This window comes from Actinopolyspora xinjiangensis (genome assembly GCF_900104475.1).
Lineage (GTDB): Bacteria > Actinomycetota > Actinomycetes > Mycobacteriales > Pseudonocardiaceae > Actinopolyspora > Actinopolyspora xinjiangensis.
On sequence record NZ_FNJR01000022.1, the window covers coordinates 26072 to 41688 of the forward strand.

Sequence of the window (15617 nt, forward strand, 5' to 3'; positions counted from 1 at the left end):
AGTACGGTAAGCGAGCGGGAGCCGTACCTGGTCCGCCCTCGGGGCGAACGGTGTTCGAAAGTGAACCGGAGTTGTTCCCAAACACGAGGGCCAGTTGAACGTCCACTCAGCCGAACCCACGGTATCCCTGTCAAACCACTTCGATTCGAGTGGGCATGTCCACTGTTCTCCGGATCAAGCGGCGTCCAGGTGTGCAGTCCGAAGTATCTTGATTTGATAAGTCACGCGGACGAAGTTGAACAGCGCGACCGGCGCCGCGCCCAGAGCCATCCCCACCCACAGCCCGTAGAAACCCATTCCGGCTGGTCCGGACAACAATAGGCCTGTTCCCAAACCAACTCCCCAAAAACTGATCATTACCACGATCATCGGCACGAGCGTATCGAGCAGCCCGACGAGGTATCCGCCCAAAACTGTACCCAACGTGTCCAGCAGAAAATAGGTGAGCACCAATGGTAGAAGTGCGCGCAGTGTGGATTCGGCCGAATGGTCATCGAGAGCAAACAACACGTCGACGACGAAATCGAACGCTATCGTGGTCACGGCGGCGAGTACGACGGCGTAGCTGCCGCTCACCAGCAGCAGAGCCGAGCGTAGCGCATGCAGCGCTCTGGGGTTGCCGTCGACACGTGCCCAAGCGGCCATGGTCGTCGCCGCGCTGGAGAATCCGAGGGCGATCACCGCGATCAGAGAGACCAGGCGTAATCCGAGCGCGTGTGCGGTGGTCGCGTCGGATCCGAAACGGGCCACGAAGAACGCCAACACCGGCAGGAAACCCTCGCCAAGTAGAATTCGTACACCGATGGGTGTGCCGTCGCGTACTACCTCCAGTATCAGCTTAGGGCGTGGCCGTAGCGACGCGTTGCCCAGGGCCAGGTTGCGAAAAGCCCGACCGCGGTGCATCAGGACGATGGCGGCCACGATGACCAGCATCCGCACAATCGTGCTTGACCACCCCGCCCCGACCACGCCGAACCCGGGGAACGGGCCGAGGCCGAAGATCGCCAGGTAGCCCACGACGAGATTTACCGGGACTGCAGTAAGCATGATCCAGCCCAGTGCCTTGGGCTGGCCGACGGCCGACATGGTGCTGCGGGCATTGACGTAGAGCAGGAACAAGGGCAAGCCCAACGCCGCCCCGGAATTGTACTCCTGGGCGACCGATGCGAGCTCCTGACTCTGCCCCATCAGCGTCAAGATTCCGCCGGTGTTGAGCAGGATGACAGACCCGACGAGTCCGATTCCGACCGCGATCCACGACCCTTGGACGTACCAGTTACGGAGCTCGTCGCCAGCTCCTTCGCGGAAGCTGCCCGCCAGCTTTGGCGAGACCGCAGTCACGATGCCCAAGCCCAGTAGCATGACGATGCTGAACACGCTCAGCGCCAGAGTGGTACCCGCCATCTCCACCGCTCCGAGCCTGGTGACGAGCGCGGCGTCGGTGAACGAGATTGCCATCTGCGACACGAAGCCGATCGCTAGCGGGATACCGAGAGACAGGAGCTTACTGCTGGTCTTGCGCAGTGTGGTCATTTCGGCAGCGTCCGTCTGGCTTGTTTGCCGCGTGTCTGTCATCGAGTCCTCATAATCTCCGCTGATCCTCCTGTTCGTACAGTGTCGTCAACCACACAACTTGGCCCACAGTTCATCGCAGGTGAACGCGCTCAGATCATCGCTGAGATCGACGATCGATGTGTTGGGCAACCAAGCCGGGAGGCGTGCACCCGCAACGTCCGCACCGACCAGATTGCGGCTGATCAGGTTGTGTCCCCATGCGACGAGTGAAGCCCGTCTCAGTTCCTGCTGCAGTGCCTGTTCGTCTGCTTTGTTCTCGTCGAGCACGGTAGCCACGGCTGAAGTGAAGACCTCATGGTAAACCGCCTGATACGCGCCACCGACCGTGCGGATCAGCGGTAGGATCGATGACAGGCAGAAAACCAGAAATAGGTTCGGCACCAGCACTCTGGCCCGCAGCGCAGCGGCGATGGATTCCACGTCGAACGGTACTGTCGTTGCGTGTCTTGGTGAGCGTAGCGCCCCGTCGTCGATGTGCAGCGGGCGGATCTTGCCGGCGGCGTTGAGCCAGAAAAGCTCCGTGGAGTTGGGTACGAACCGACGCACTGACGACATGGGCTGGGCGTGCAGCAGCCGCACCGCGCGTAGAATCCGCCCGTCAGCGAACAGCCGCGCCAGCAAGGAGTCCGATTCCAGGGAGTCGGCCAGTAGGTCGGCGAAAAACCAATCATCCAGCACTGCTGTCGACACACCGTTAGCTTCGCTAAAGCGGTCGAATACCTGCTGGTTGAACATGGAAATGTGCTCGCGCACCGTTTGTCTGCCCGCTAACATGTCCAGGTCGATTCCCAGACCTGTGAGTTCGGAGAGCGCGCCGACGCGCTCGACCAATTCGTCGGCCAACTTGACCGGCTCATCATAGAGCAGCACGCTGCGCTTGGCCATCGTCCGCCTCGGTACGGCGAAAGCCCTGGTCGGTTCCCCGTCGACGCGTAGCCACGCCGGGCCACGGCGTACCTGCTCCTCCAGTGTGATGGTGGCACAGTTATAAAAGACGTTCTGTCGTTGCCCGGCCGCCGCACAGCCCAACACCGAAAAGGCCAGGCTGGAGAAGTAGTCGTCATCGAGGGCGAAGCGGTAGTGCGGCCCCGTTTGTATGACTGATAGCGCCGCGGTCTGGTCGACACCTGGCTCCTGCCGCACTGCGGTTTCGAACCGATCGCGAGCGTCGGCCGACAGTGGGTTTGCAGGCCGAGCATCCGGAGTGTAGACGCGGCGAGCGTAGTCGGCCAACGGCTCGCGGATGTCGCGCAGCAACGCCGACGAACTGGGGCAACGAGCGGTGATCTCATCGAGCACGACCTGGGTGTTGATGCGCACGTCCTACCCCCGGTCCACTGTGGCGGAGTCACCGAGCGCTGCTCGGTGGCCTTTTGCGAACAGGCGGTCCGGGTCGTACGCGGCTTCCAGCGCGCGGAACGACGCCAATGTTTCTGGTGCGAAGCTGGACCGTACCTGGTGCTCGGTGTCCTGGGAGTAGTTCGAATACGCACCGGCCCCACCGCCTATTCTCATCGACCATTTTCGGGCCCAGTGCATGTGCACGTCATCGTGGGCCGGATCCGGCCAGCGTGCGGAGAACAGTACGCCCATCCGCGAGTCGCGTAGGGGAAAAGCGGAGCCCTCCGCGTGTGCGCGCAGCGTTTCCACATTGTAGTACTCGACAAGAATGGAGCACCGGTTGTCCGGAGCGCCGCGTATGGCCTCAGCCAGCAGCTCTGGGTCAATGTCGAGACGGTCGAAGTGGACGGATTTCCAGTACCCGCGCATCGGCGGCTGGAATGATCGATCTAATATAGACTGCCACTGTGGATAGTGACGATCATACACATCAGACCAGTCGCCGCCGAGCATCGTCCTGATCCGGTCGAGGTCGCGCTCGTCGTCGCTGTGGCAGCACACATCGACCGAGAGCCCTGGCGTGGATCCCCGAAAATCGAGCACCGGTGCGAGGGTGACTGTCTCCGGAGTATCTTCGGCAAGCAGCTTTTGCAGGGCTCCGAGCACGCGCGTCGCGTCGGACAGCGGGTAGCGCACTGATCCTGCCTTAATCCTGGGGAGCGGCACTGTGTGGAAGCACAGCTTCAGGACCACGCCGAACGCGCCGACTCCACCCCCGCGTAACGCCGTAAACAGATCGGCGTGCGCCTGCCTAGACACTTCGACGACCCTACCGTCCGCCAGCAGTACCTCTGCGGAATGCAGGTGGTCACAGGTCAGACCGTAGCCCGCTACCAGCCAGCCGATGCCACCACCGAGTGTTAGTCCGGTGATGCCTGTGTCGCTGACCGTTCCCGTTGGTACGCAACGGCCGTGCGCGGCCAGTACGGTGTCCAGGTCTCCGAGCCGGGCGCCAGGGCGCACCTGCACCAGGCCGGACTCCGGATCGAACACGACGTTGCGGAACGGGGAAAAATCGAGGACCAGCCCGTCCTCGACTGTGGAGAACCCACCGATGTGGTGACCGCCGCTGCGCACCGCGATCGGGACCCCGAGACTCGTAGCCGTTTTCGTCGCCGAGTGTAGAACCGACGGGTCCAGGCTGCGCACAAGAGCGGCAGGGCGGATGTCGTGCATACGGTTGTAGATTAGCCTGGCCTGCTCGTACTCCGGGGTGGACGGCGAGACCAGGCACATCTCTGGCACAACTCGACGTAGCGCGCTGACTAGATCACTCATCGCCGTGCCTGCGCGGTCGACTGCTCTATGGTCATGATGAGATTGTCGACAGCCATGTCCTCCATCCGGCTCCAGGCGTTCTCCGAGGACGCGGCTATGTGGCTGGTGGCGAACACCGTGTCGAGCGCCAGCAGGCCGTGTTCGTCCTCGGCAGGCACGGGCAGCGGCTCTGTGTAATAGCCGTCCATCGTCGCCCCGGACAGCGCGCCGGACTCCAGTGCCATGCGCAAAGCCGCCGGGTCAACGACTTTAGGGTCAGCGGTGCTTACTAGGAAGTCCGGTCCGGACTCACCGAGCTGTGCCTCGCCTACGAGGCCGGTCGTCTCCGGGGTGAGTGAGGCACAGACGAACACCGTGGTGCACCGTGTGAACAACTCGTCGAGATCGACCGCTGTGACACCCAGCTCGGCCTCGACGTCAGGTTTACGGGTGCGCGAATGGTAGAGGACCTCGCAGGAGAACCCGCCCGTCAGAAGGCGCGCTAATGCGGTACCGGTCGCGCCGAGGCCCAGTACACCGACAGTTGAGCCGGTTAGCTCAGTTGACGCGCGCGAGGTCTTTCCCCGGCCCTGTAGGTCAGCGAAGATGCGTCGCTGCAATCCCAGTGCTAGGCCGACGGCGAACTCCGCCACCGAGGCGCTGTTGACCCCGGGAGTGGTCAGCACCTGCACCGAGCGCTCCCGCGCGGCGTCGAGGTCGACGAACGAACCTGCGCCCGTACCGAGGAACGACACCGCCTTGAGTGACGGCGCGGCGTCCAGAACTTCGGCCGAGAGCCGTTCGTCGCCGCCGTGCAGGTAGAAGTCGGCGCCGGAGACCCGGCGACGCAGCTCGTCGTCTGGCGGAACTGATTCCAAATGATCGATCTCGATCTCGTTGTGTTTACAGTAGTCGATCAGCTGTGTAGGCATTGATCCGCCGGACACGATCAACTTCCATGTCTTTGTTGTTGTCATCGGTGCGTCACCTCCGCAAAATAGTTGGCCAGGATCTCCAGGCCACGCTCGAATTCGGGTTCTGGCTTCATAAGGCTCATCCGAATGTTACTGACCCCCGCTTCTTCGTCAGCGCGATTCCAGAAGAACCCACGCCCTGGCAAAACCCCCACCCCACGCTCGTGTAACTCGGCCGTGACGGTCTTGTCGGATTGTCCGATATTCGAAGTGGAAATCCACTCAACGCTGATCCGGCTGTCGCGTGCTGTCGGGTCGATTACTTCTTCCCCTAACATTTCACGGGCCCTCGATCGTCGCTGCGCGACGAGCGAGTGCACCGACTGGTCCAGTCCCTCACGGCGGGCGTTGTCGAAAAAATCACCCAACACGGCGAGCGTGAACTTCGAAACGCATAGATAGATCTCATTGTAGATCTCGTGTAGCGCGGCGCGATTATCAGGTGAGCATGTGAACAGGCTTGCCTTCATGTCCTGTGTAGGAAACACCTTGCCGGTGTCCTCGAAGAGGATGAACGAAACGCCGCTTTCGTGGAGGATCTGGTAATCATCCCAGTTTTGAGGGTAGAATAATCGGAAGCTGGTGTCGATCACAAGCATGACGTCGTGGCGCAGACAGGCGTGCACGATTTCCTCGAATCGTTCCTTGCTGAGGTTGGTCCCTGTGGGGTTATTGGGGTTCACCAGGAACAGGACGTCGGTCTCGGCCAGTTTCGGGGCCAGTGGCAGCGCGCCCGCCACCTCAGGCTCAGTCACCGGATACAGATCGACGCCACGGCGCCGTAGGATAAGGGCCAGGTTATCAAAGGTGGGATGAGTGAGCAGGACCCGGCTATGACGCAGCTTCAGATAGGCGGCGACCAGGTCGATCGAGTTCGACGCAGTCGGTAGAATTAGGTGAGTAGAGGCATCCGGCAGATATGCCGATCCGATCAGATCTGCGTAACGATCCACGTAGATTTGCGTGGACTCCGGAATGGACTGAGCCTCTGAGTATGCCCACAGGTCGCTCATTCGCTCTACGATCTCTGCCTGGCTGTGGCTCAGGCCTTGATAGGCGTGGCCGTCGGCAAGGTTAGCTTCGACGCTGAAACCGATTTGTTCGTAGTCCGTCAGCGTCTTGCGCTGCGCGGGGTCGGCGGTGCGCGCCACGGTCATCCGTACTGTGTTCATGATTCGGTGCTTTCTCGATTCTTTGTCCCCACATGGTTTATCTCGCCTGAATCAGGCGACAGTGCTTGTGAGAGTGACCAGTCGAGTTGGCTGGTGCGACGCACGTCGAGTGGCCGCTCACGGCTTATGAGGTCATGCACCGCCCGAGCGCACTTTTCGGGATCCGTGCCGCGCAAAACGGCCGTGATGACGTCTGCGAGAGGCTCGGTGTCCTGCTCGTCGTAACCGCAGGACGCCAACCAGGCGGTGCCAATGCGCAGTCCGCCCGCGTCCTTAAGCCGATCGGTGTCATTAGTCGGCAGCGATTGGCGGTTGCTGAGCACGCCGACACTCTCAAGTGCTACCTCGGCGGCGTGACCGTCGAGGCCGAAGGCTCGCTTGGTGTCCAGCAGCAGATAGTGCTTGTCGCCGCCGCCAATGACCGAGTCGGGGTCGATGGCGCGGAATTGCTCGGCCAGGTGACGCGACAGTGCTAAGCAGCGGCTGGTGTACTCGGTAAAGGCGGCGGTCTGGCTCTCCAAGAGGGCTGCGGCTGCGTCGGTGACCCGACGCAATGGGAAGCTGGACTGGGTGCCCGGATGCACAGCGGAATCCATCCGCTCGGCGAGTTCTGCCCGGCACAACACGGCCGCGCCATGAGGGCCGCGCAGCGTCTTGTCCAGCGACATAGTCACGACGTCGGCCATCCCCAGGTCGCAGTCGAACGCTCCGCCCGCGATTAGTCCAGCCTCGTGTGACAGATCCAGCATCAGTGCTGCGCCGACTTCATCGCAGACTGCCCGCAGTCGGGCGATGTCGTAACGCCACGGGTAGGACGACGAGCCACAGATAACCAGTTTTGGCTGGAAGCGCAGCGCATGCTCACGTAGCGCGTCGTAGTCTATGCCCCCGAACTGGTCGACGCCGTAGAACTCGAATTCGTAGGCGCGACCGGAGAAATTGGTCCGCATGCCGTGGGTCAGGTGTCCACCGGCGCGGAACCGCAAGGCCAGCACGCGGTCACCTGGCCGCAGCAATGCGTGGTAGACGGCCTGGTTGGCCTGGCTGCACGAGTGCGACTGCAGGATGGCGTGGTCGACGCCGAAAACCTTGCAGGCGATTTCACCTGCCAGCAGCTCGAGTTCGTCGTGGATCCCGGCGCCAGCGAACGGACGCTTGCGCACGATGCCCTCCTGGACCATGTCACCGAGGTAGGGCAGGTTATTCGCGCGCCAGCCCGGCACGATGTTGTCACTGGCGATCAAGTTGACCACTGAGCGCTCGTAGGTCTGCTGTCGCGCGCCGCTGGCGAACAGTTCGTCACGCAGCAGCGGCCACGGCGAGTTCCGATCCGGCATGATCACCCCCACAGGCGTACGTCGGGACGCGAGATCGCCCCGACGGTCCAGGTCATCGCGTTGTCCATGTCCTCGGCGAGCAGTGTCGGACCATCGAGGTCGATAAAACGGGCACGTTGGGCCAGCCACCAGGCGGGGGCGGCGGACAGGGAGGTCCCCATCATGCAGCCGACCATCGTGCCCAACCCCATCCCACGGGCGACTGCCTCGGCACCCACCGCCGCGGTGAGCCCGCCGATCTTGTCCAGTTTGATGTTCACCAGGTCGTAGCGGCCCGCGCAATCATGCAGATCCCGCGCGGTCTGGAAGCTTTCGTCAGCGCAGAGCAATACCTCGGACTTCACGTCGATCAACCCGTCATCGCAGCCGCGAGGCATCGGTTGTTCCAGCACGCTGACGCCATGCTCAACCAGGTGTGGGAGCCACTGTCGTAGTCCGTCCTCATCGAGGCTGCCGTTCGCGTCGACCAGCACTGTCGCCGTCGGGGCGACCCGGCGCAGTTCGGCAAGCACCGACGGGTCAGATGCGTCGTCAATTTTGATCTTCACTACCGGAAGGTCGACGGCCCCGGCCGCGTTCGCGCCGATGTCCAGGGTCATCGCCGAGACCACCGGACCGGTGGCGTCGATGCCGAATATCTCGCCAGCCGTCTGGCCGAGGGTTCGACACTCCAGGTCAACCAGCGCGCAATCAAGCGCATTGCGCGCTGGCCCAGGCGGGACGAGGTCCAGCAGCGCCACCCGGTCCGCACCCACTGCCAGCGCCGGACGCACTCGCTCGATCTCGGCAAGAACCCGATCCTTGGTCCAACCGAGTACCGAGTAGGGGTTGCACTCGCCGCGCCCTGTGTGTCCGTCCTCGGTAATGGACACGGTCACGGTCGTGACGTCGAAATGCTCCTCGCCCGCGATCCGGAATGGCTTCTTAAGCAGCCGATCTGCACTGCTGACTTCGACGGCCCTCATGCGCGTGCCCCAGGTTCAACGTAGATCAGCCGCCTCTTGCCGGAGACGAGGGTGTCAAAGTCCTCGGTCTCGACGACCTCGACGCGCACCCACGCGTATTCAAACAGCGTAGGCAGGCCCTCGGTGAATCCGCGGATCAGCGGGTTGTCCGTACCATGCGTCGGGTCGGACAACTGAACCCGTAGCTGCACCAAGTCGGGGGCAACCTGAACAATCTGGTATTGCCGCACGTTGGACTCGGCGACGACCAGAGTGCTATCGCACAGACCGAGCACTACGTCGGATGGAACTGTCCTGTTCGGACCGTCTTGCAGACCCTCGTCCTCCCGACCTCGGAAGGAGTCGATGGTGCGGAAGGTCGTCCCGCACTCGCAAGCGTTCGTGCCCCTGTCCTCCAGCCGTACCACGTCGCCTTGCTCGTAGCGGATAAACGGCATGACGAAGTTGCCGAGCGAGGTTCCTACCAGCCGCCCGAACCCCTGATCGTCCGGGTTGGCGACCTCCAGGTAGGCGCTGTCCTCCACCAAATGATAACGGCGATCGCGGCACTCGTGAGCGATCAACGACAGCTCCTCGGAAGAGTACTCGTCGAGCACCGGCACGCCGAAGACCTCAGAATAGCGTTGCCGCTCCTCGCGGCTGCTGCGCTCAGAGTTGGTTCCGACCGCCACGACGCCGAACTGGTCAAGTGCCACGTTTTCGGCAGCGAGCCGCTGCAGGTAACTCGGGAAAGAAAGCACCAAGCGTGGGCGCACCTCCGACAAGTGCTGAAGCAACAAGTCGGTCGGGGTCTCCTGAGAAACGGTTACAAAGGGATATTCCCCCAGCAGGGAAGTGAAACGCTCAGCGGCGAAATAGACACCGTACCGCCAATCATCACTGGCTAACTCATCGCCAAGATACAATTCACAGTGGCGCATGTAGAGCATCGCACGGTAATCGACGCTGGCGTCGTCTTGATATATGGTCAGATTCAGGCCGCTGGATCCCGAGGTACGCGCCGAATGCAGCCTGTGAGCTCTCGTGGGATCAGCGCTCAACTGCGGGCCGACCTCGGCCTCGACGAGCATCTGCTTGGAGACCACGGGCAGTTGCTCGAAGTCCGACCAAGACACTACCGCACCCGGTTCGAACCCTGCGGCCGAGTACAGGTCACGGTAAAAGGGTATGGTGGCGTAAGCGAAGTCAACTAGTTTCCGGACCCACTCCAGCTGCCACTCCGAGATCTGCTCGGGGTCCGCGCCGACACGGGCGTGGAGCCGTTGCCGATCATGCTTCCACTTGCGCAGTAGCCGCAATTGAGTGGCCGGAGTTTCACGGACCGCGCGGTCGTTGCGGCGTAAATACGGTCCGATCCGATCGTTTGTCGTCGCCTCGGCCTCGACATCCCGGACTACGGTGTCACCCAGGAGCGAACCGGACGTTCGTGAGAGAATCATCGTATTCCTTCGTATTTGGCAGTTGCCGCGCTAAAGGTCCGAGCACCCGTAGCGACGGCAGCACAGTAAAGAGTGATGCGCCGGGCTCAGACGTGCGCGGACACAGGGCCGAATCCGGCTGACGTATCCAGGCTGTCAAACCGCAGCCGATGCAGCCCGATGCCGACAGCCTGCTCGAACATTTCAACCTTGGCGTTGGCTCTGGCCACGAATTCCTCGGCGGTCGGTGCTGTCAACACCGCGAACCCGAGCCGGACGAAGAAGTCGTCCGGCGTGGTGAGCACGACTTTGCCCGGCCCGCACTCGATGAAGCTTTCCCCCAACTCGGCCCGCAGTTCTGCAGGGGGGAACGCTTCGGGAACCATGCCCGGCTCGCGGGGGACGAAGAACACAATTCCCACTCCGGGATCCGACGTGCGTGGGTATGACACAGGGCGGCCCAGATACTCTAGTAGCAGGCTGCGCCCGGTCGCGCGGCGGTGCAGATACGGAATCTTGTCCCCGCCCATCCTGGCCCCGAGCTCGATTGGCGTCAGGCTTGCGTTGTCGGCCATGAACTCGAAGTGGAAAATCGATGAGTCCAGCCCGACCGCGCGCACAGCCGCAGTGAACAGCTCCCGCTGCGCTTCGGTAACGTCGACCCCTCGAGCACAGAACTGGCCCAGCTCTTCGAAGAAGGGGGGTTCCGTCTTGAACTTCGTGGTTAGCCCCGTAGCAACCGTCTTACCGTCGTGGGTATAGCCTTCGACGCTGTACTCGACGCCGCGAACGACCTGCTCAACGACATAGCGGTCGGCCTTGGCGTTGTTGTCCCTGCCAAAGTATTCAGTCAGTTGTTCGTGCGACCCGATCATTTCGACGCCGATGCTGGAATGCCCTTGCTCCGGCTTGATGATTAGAGGAAAGGTAAGGTCGGTCGCGAGTAACTCGGCAGGTTCCCCGACTTGGTTATTTGGAGTAGCCAGCCCGGCATCGGCAAACGCCCGCCGCATAAGATACTTGCTACGCACCGCGCGCATCCGCTCCGGATCCGAGAACGCGATCCCCAGGAACTGCGAGAACTCCGCGGTCCATGACAAGAGACTCTCGATATAGCACAGACTCCTGTCGAACTGCGTGTCCGCGATCTGGTCAGCCAACCGTTCGGCCTCCTGCTCCGGCGGCCGTTCGAAGTCGACATACAGCATGCGTTCGATGAGATTTGCCTCTCCAGGTTCCAGCTCCTCGTCGTCGCACAGATACACCCGAACTCCGGCGTCCCGCAACTCTTCGAGAGCGTAGCCGCGGTAGGCGCTATAGCCCTTGCCTACTACGAGAATGGCTAAATCGTCATCTTTCAAAGCTTGACTTGTCTCGCCCATCAATCCTTGCCTAGCTGATTCTGTTGCTTGGGCACTTTGTCACGGCATATGCGCACCAAAAAGACAAATCGACGATTTGTTATTTATGTCACAAGTTATTGTGAGGGTGCAACATGGCAGTATGGATATTGCTTGTTATTAAATTGTTTTATCGCGTTTTTCCCAGTTGGGCCTTCAGGGTGGGGCGCGAGATGGACGCAGCCGCACGCCCGATCTCTTGCGACAGCAGCTGGGTATGGTTCGGCAAGTTCGTGGCCCACGAAGCGGCGTACTATGAAGTCGCCCCCATGTGTCTGGAGGCTTCAGTCCTTGGGAAGGATGAGGTCTCATGTCGTGAAACACGTCGCGGAGATATCCGCCGGAGCCGCGTGAGCGCGCGGTTCGCATGTTCGGTGAGGTGCGGGGCAGCACGAGTCGGAGTGGGCGGCGATGGCCGAGGTGCTCGGGGCAAGCCAGTAGGCGGGCTCGGTTTTCTATGCGGCCGAGCTCGACCGGTCGTCTCGGTGATCGTGGCGTTTCTCCGCGAGCATCGCAGGTCATCGCGACGGCGATGGCCTGCGATGGGGTGTCGAGTCGATCTGCACCGTGCTGTCCGAACACGGGTGTGCGATCGCCCCATCGAGCTACTATGACCAGCTGGCCCGCACGCTCTCGGCTCGGGACCGCCATGACGAACAGCTCACAACCGAGATCACCGGGTGCACGAGGTCCACTTCAGTGTTTACGGGGTCAGAAAGGTCTGGGTGCAACTCAACCGGGAGGGCATCCGCGTGGCCCGTTGCATGGTGGAGCGGTTCATGCGCGAGCTCGGCTTGCACGGGGCGACACGTGGGAAGGCCACAAGTGCACCACGATCAGCGATCCTGCCGCCGAGGGGGCGGCTGACCTGGTGCAGCGTCGGTTCAACCCGCCCGCACTCAACGTGTTGTGGGGAGCGGACTTCACCTACGTCTCCACATGGTCGGGGTGGGTCTACGCCGCGTTCGTCATCGATGCCTACCTCGCCGCATCCTCGGCTGGCGCACCAGCACGAACATGACCACAGATCTGGTGCTGGAGACGATCGAGCAGGCCATCTGGACCAGAAACCGGAACGGCCGGGCGGATCTGGCTGGACTCGTGCAATACACCGACGCCGGCAGTCAGTACACATCGATCACCTACACCGACCGCCTCGCCGCCGCCAGCATCGACGCGTCGATCGACACCGTCGGTGACAGCTACGACAACGCACTCGCCGAGACGATCAACGGCCTCTACAAGACCGAGTTGATCAAACCCCGCAAGCCCTGGCGCACCGTCGAGCAGGTCGAGCTCGCCACGGCCGAATGGGTCGACGGCTGGTGTTGAGTTTGGTGGCGACGTGGTCGAGGTCGGTTTGGGTGAGGTTGGTGCGTTTGGGTAGGTATTGGCGAAGGAGTCCGTTGGTGTTTTCGTTGCTGCCCCGCAGCCAGGGAGTGCCGGGTGGGCAGAAGTAGACGGGGATGCCTGAGTCGATGGTGAATTGGGCATGTTGGGCCATTTCTTTGCCTTGACCCCAGGTGAGGGTTTTCCACAGGTCGGGGTGGGGGCAGTCACCGATCCGGCGTGCATCAACCTTCGGTAACCGAAGGAAGCACACCGGCTCCCCGCGCCCGCATTCTTACCCGACGGAGTGATCCCCTACCCGGACCTTGACCGCTACGCTGAAATTCCCAATTGGAAACACTGGCCGAACACAGCTGACTCTTTCCGCAGAGCACGATCAGAGGAGACACCATCCGATGAACGCGCCACTCTCTCTGGTCGGAGCGGAGCGCGCGGACGGAGCGTCCGTCCGGTTGGGGGTTCTCGTCCCGTTGACGCGGCCCGGCTGGGTCGAGGCGGGCCGACACCTGCTTGCGGGAATCGAGCTGGCCGTTCGCGAGGTCAACAACAGCGGTGGGATCGACGACAGACCACTGGAACTGGTGGTCCGGGACACTGCGGCCGATCCTGGTCGGGCCGCGGCGGCCGTGGACGAACTGGTGGACTCAGGAGTGACCGCTGTAGTTGGCGAGTACCACAGCGTCGTCGCTCAGAGCGTCGCCGCGAGGGCTCACACCCTCGGTGTGCCGTACCTCTGCTCGTCGGCGGTGCTCGACGCGCTCACCGACGAGTCGACGGAGTGGGTCGCGCGGTTGGCCCCGGCTCAGTCCCACGGATGGCGGATCTACGCGGATTTCCTCCGCCGCGTGGGCCGGGAACGGATCGCCGTGGCGACCCAGCCGAGCGTCTACTGGGCATTCGGCACCCGCATACTGCGCGAGCACCTAGCTCCCGACGGCACCGTCATCGAGCTCGACACGAGTGCGCTCACCACGAATGCCTTGTGCGATGCCATCGTCGAGCACGGTGCGACAGCGCTCCTTCTGCTGGTCGGTCACCCGGAGCCGGCGGTGCCGATCGTCCGGGCCGTCCGGGGCGACCGGAGACTCACGGAGATCTTGCTCGGCGCTCCAGCTGGACAACCTGAGTTCGGTGAATGGGCGGCGATACTGGGGGAGGAAGGTGCCGGGATACCGTTCCTGCGCTACCTGCCCGAGTGCCTCGGCCCGCTCGGTGACCGTGTCGGGAAGAAGCTCCGCGAGCGGTTGGGCGAAGCACCGTCCTTCGTCGCCTTCGAAGGCTGGGACACCGTCACCGTCCTCGCCGCGGTGCTGCGTTCCTACGGCACCGATCCGGCGACCATCGCGGAGTCGTGGCCGCTTGTGGAGGTCGAGGGTACGCGCGGGCCGATCCGGTTCTCCCGTACGTCGGGCATCACGACTTGGCAGTGGGCCTGGCCACCGGTCCAGGTCGTTGATCGGGCTCCGGCAGAACCCGACCGGTTACGAATCCTCCACATCGGCTGAGTTCGTTACTCAACTTCACCAGTCTGCTACGAAGCGATAGTGCTGGTCACAGCGATGAGTGGCCCTGACCGGACCGTTCGGAACTCGCCCGATCAGACTGCGTATCGCCAGCTTCCCTTCTCCGGACGAACATGCGACGCGATGTGGGGTGGAAGCATATGACGCGGTGCGTCAGGGTCTTCCTCTGGATCATCAAATGAGGTCTACAACGGAAGTACACCACTCAAGACTTCAAGATCTCTGTCTGGACTGTTGGCATCAGTGGGTGATCCATTTCGGATCTTGACAGATGCCTCGTCGATTCGTTCAGCCGACAGTCGAGTGGCAGCGAGTTCCTTTTGGCGTCTTGCGTGCGTGCTCCCACTGGCCAGGTCGGCACTGCTCCGCTGTGTCCTGGTGTCCCTTCAATCTTCCTTCTTCGTCGACTATATCTTTCGGAGGTCCCAGTAAGAGCCCTTAACACGTTGGTGGTGCCGGGCTGGGGTGATCGTGGGGGGTGGCTGTGCTGTGGGGGCTCGGATGGGTTGTGGGGGCGGGTCGAGCCGTTGGTGCCGGTGTGTCCGGCGAGTCGGGCGGGGCCGAAGCTGTTGCCGGATCGGCAGGTGGTGCAGCCCATCCTGGTCGTGCTGGTCACCGGTGTCGGGTGGGAGGACCTGCCGCAGGGGGTTGGGGTTCGGCTCGGGGATGACGTGCTGGCGGTGCCTGCGGGAGTGGCAGGAGGCAGGGGGTGTCGAGTGGCTCCACGAGGTGCTGCTGGCCGAACTCGACGCGGCCGGGCAGATCGAGTGGTCGCGGGCGTGTGTGGACGCCTCGCACGTTCGCGCCAAAAAAGGGGGGCGCGGCCGCGGGGCCGAGCCTCGTTGATCGGGGCACAACCGGCTCGACGCGCCACCTGATCTGCGAGGGCGGCGGTGTTCCGCTGGCCACCCTCTCCTCACTGGTGGCAACCGGCACGACATCACCCCACTGCTGTCGTTGGTCGAGAAGGTCCCGCCGGTACGCGGGCGACGCGGGCGACCGCGCCGCACACTCGACGTGCTCGTCGCGGACCGCGGCTACGACCACGACACCTATCGTGCCCACCTGCGAAATCGAGGTATACAACCGTTCATCAGTCGACGTACAACCCGTGACACCAACCAGCCCGTTCGCTGGGTCGTCGAACACACCCCGGCACTGCGACACCAGTTCCGACGCCCGGCAACCCGATGACAACGCCGCACCGACCTCCACCACGACTTCCACACCCTGCCCACCAGCCTC

General features: G+C 62.6%; 10 protein-coding genes and 3 pseudogenes. 3 read left to right on the plus strand and 10 right to left on the minus strand.

The genetic code is table 11. From position 1 onward, the window contains the following. Positions 1-174 precede the first annotated feature (174 nt). The 9 genes from BLQ75_RS22405 to BLQ75_RS22445 form a co-directional block, all read right to left on the minus strand. Positions 175-1533, minus strand: a complete 1359-nt coding sequence (locus tag BLQ75_RS22405) for an MATE family efflux transporter (protein ID WP_170837636.1) — start codon at positions 1531-1533, stop codon at positions 175-177. Positions 1534-1620: 87 nt separating this feature from the next. Then, positions 1621-2895, minus strand: a complete 1275-nt coding sequence (locus BLQ75_RS22410; protein ID WP_092604660.1) for a hypothetical protein — start codon at positions 2893-2895, stop codon at positions 1621-1623. Between the two features lie 3 nt (positions 2896-2898). Further along, on the minus strand, positions 2899-4152 hold the full coding sequence (locus BLQ75_RS22415; protein ID WP_170837637.1) for an FAD-binding oxidoreductase: 1254 nt from the start codon (positions 4150-4152) through the stop codon (positions 2899-2901). A gap of 98 nt (positions 4153-4250) precedes the next feature. Continuing rightward, positions 4251-5210 (minus strand): D-isomer specific 2-hydroxyacid dehydrogenase family protein, encoded by a 960-nt coding sequence (locus BLQ75_RS22420; RefSeq protein ID WP_092604662.1) that lies wholly within the window; start codon positions 5208-5210, stop codon positions 4251-4253. Beyond that, a complete protein-coding gene (locus tag BLQ75_RS22425) occupies positions 5207-6364 on the minus strand; it encodes a pyridoxal phosphate-dependent aminotransferase (RefSeq protein WP_170837638.1) in 1158 nt (385 codons plus the stop codon). The genes BLQ75_RS22420 and BLQ75_RS22425 overlap by 4 nt, the downstream gene beginning before the upstream one ends. Positions 6365-6375: 11 nt before the next feature. Further along, positions 6376-7716, minus strand: a complete 1341-nt coding sequence (locus BLQ75_RS22430) for a serine hydroxymethyltransferase (protein ID WP_092604669.1) — start codon at positions 7714-7716, stop codon at positions 6376-6378. Positions 7717-7718: 2 nt separating this feature from the next. After that, positions 7719-8681: a dipeptide epimerase gene (locus BLQ75_RS22435; protein ID WP_092604664.1), complete on the minus strand. Its 963-nt coding sequence runs from the start codon at positions 8679-8681 to the stop codon at positions 7719-7721. Next, entirely contained in the window at positions 8678-10120 is a 1443-nt protein-coding gene (locus BLQ75_RS22440) for a phenylacetate--CoA ligase family protein (RefSeq protein WP_092604665.1), read from the minus strand. The genes BLQ75_RS22435 and BLQ75_RS22440 overlap by 4 nt, the downstream gene beginning before the upstream one ends. A gap of 86 nt (positions 10121-10206) precedes the next feature. Continuing rightward, positions 10207-11481: an ATP-grasp domain-containing protein gene (locus tag BLQ75_RS22445; RefSeq protein WP_092604666.1), complete on the minus strand. Its 1275-nt coding sequence runs from the start codon at positions 11479-11481 to the stop codon at positions 10207-10209. Positions 11482-11866: 385 nt separating this feature from the next. Between BLQ75_RS22445 and BLQ75_RS24350 the strand changes: the two are divergent. Beyond that, a pseudogene (locus tag BLQ75_RS24350) lies at positions 11867-12819 on the plus strand (IS3 family transposase); the annotation flags it as partial. Here BLQ75_RS24350 and BLQ75_RS24000 read toward each other — a convergent pair. Beyond that, positions 12755-13039 (minus strand): annotated as a pseudogene (locus BLQ75_RS24000) (IS30 family transposase); the annotation flags it as partial. The pseudogenes BLQ75_RS24350 and BLQ75_RS24000 sit on opposite strands and share 65 nt — an antisense overlap. A gap of 205 nt (positions 13040-13244) precedes the next feature. Between BLQ75_RS24000 and BLQ75_RS22465 the strand changes: the two are divergent. Next, positions 13245-14354, plus strand: coding sequence for an ABC transporter substrate-binding protein (locus BLQ75_RS22465; protein ID WP_092604668.1), 1110 nt, complete (start codon positions 13245-13247; stop codon positions 14352-14354). A 500-nt stretch (positions 14355-14854) separates the two neighbouring features. Then, positions 14855-15563, plus strand: a pseudogene (locus BLQ75_RS24835) (IS5 family transposase); the annotation flags it as partial. Positions 15564-15617: the final 54 nt, after the last annotated feature.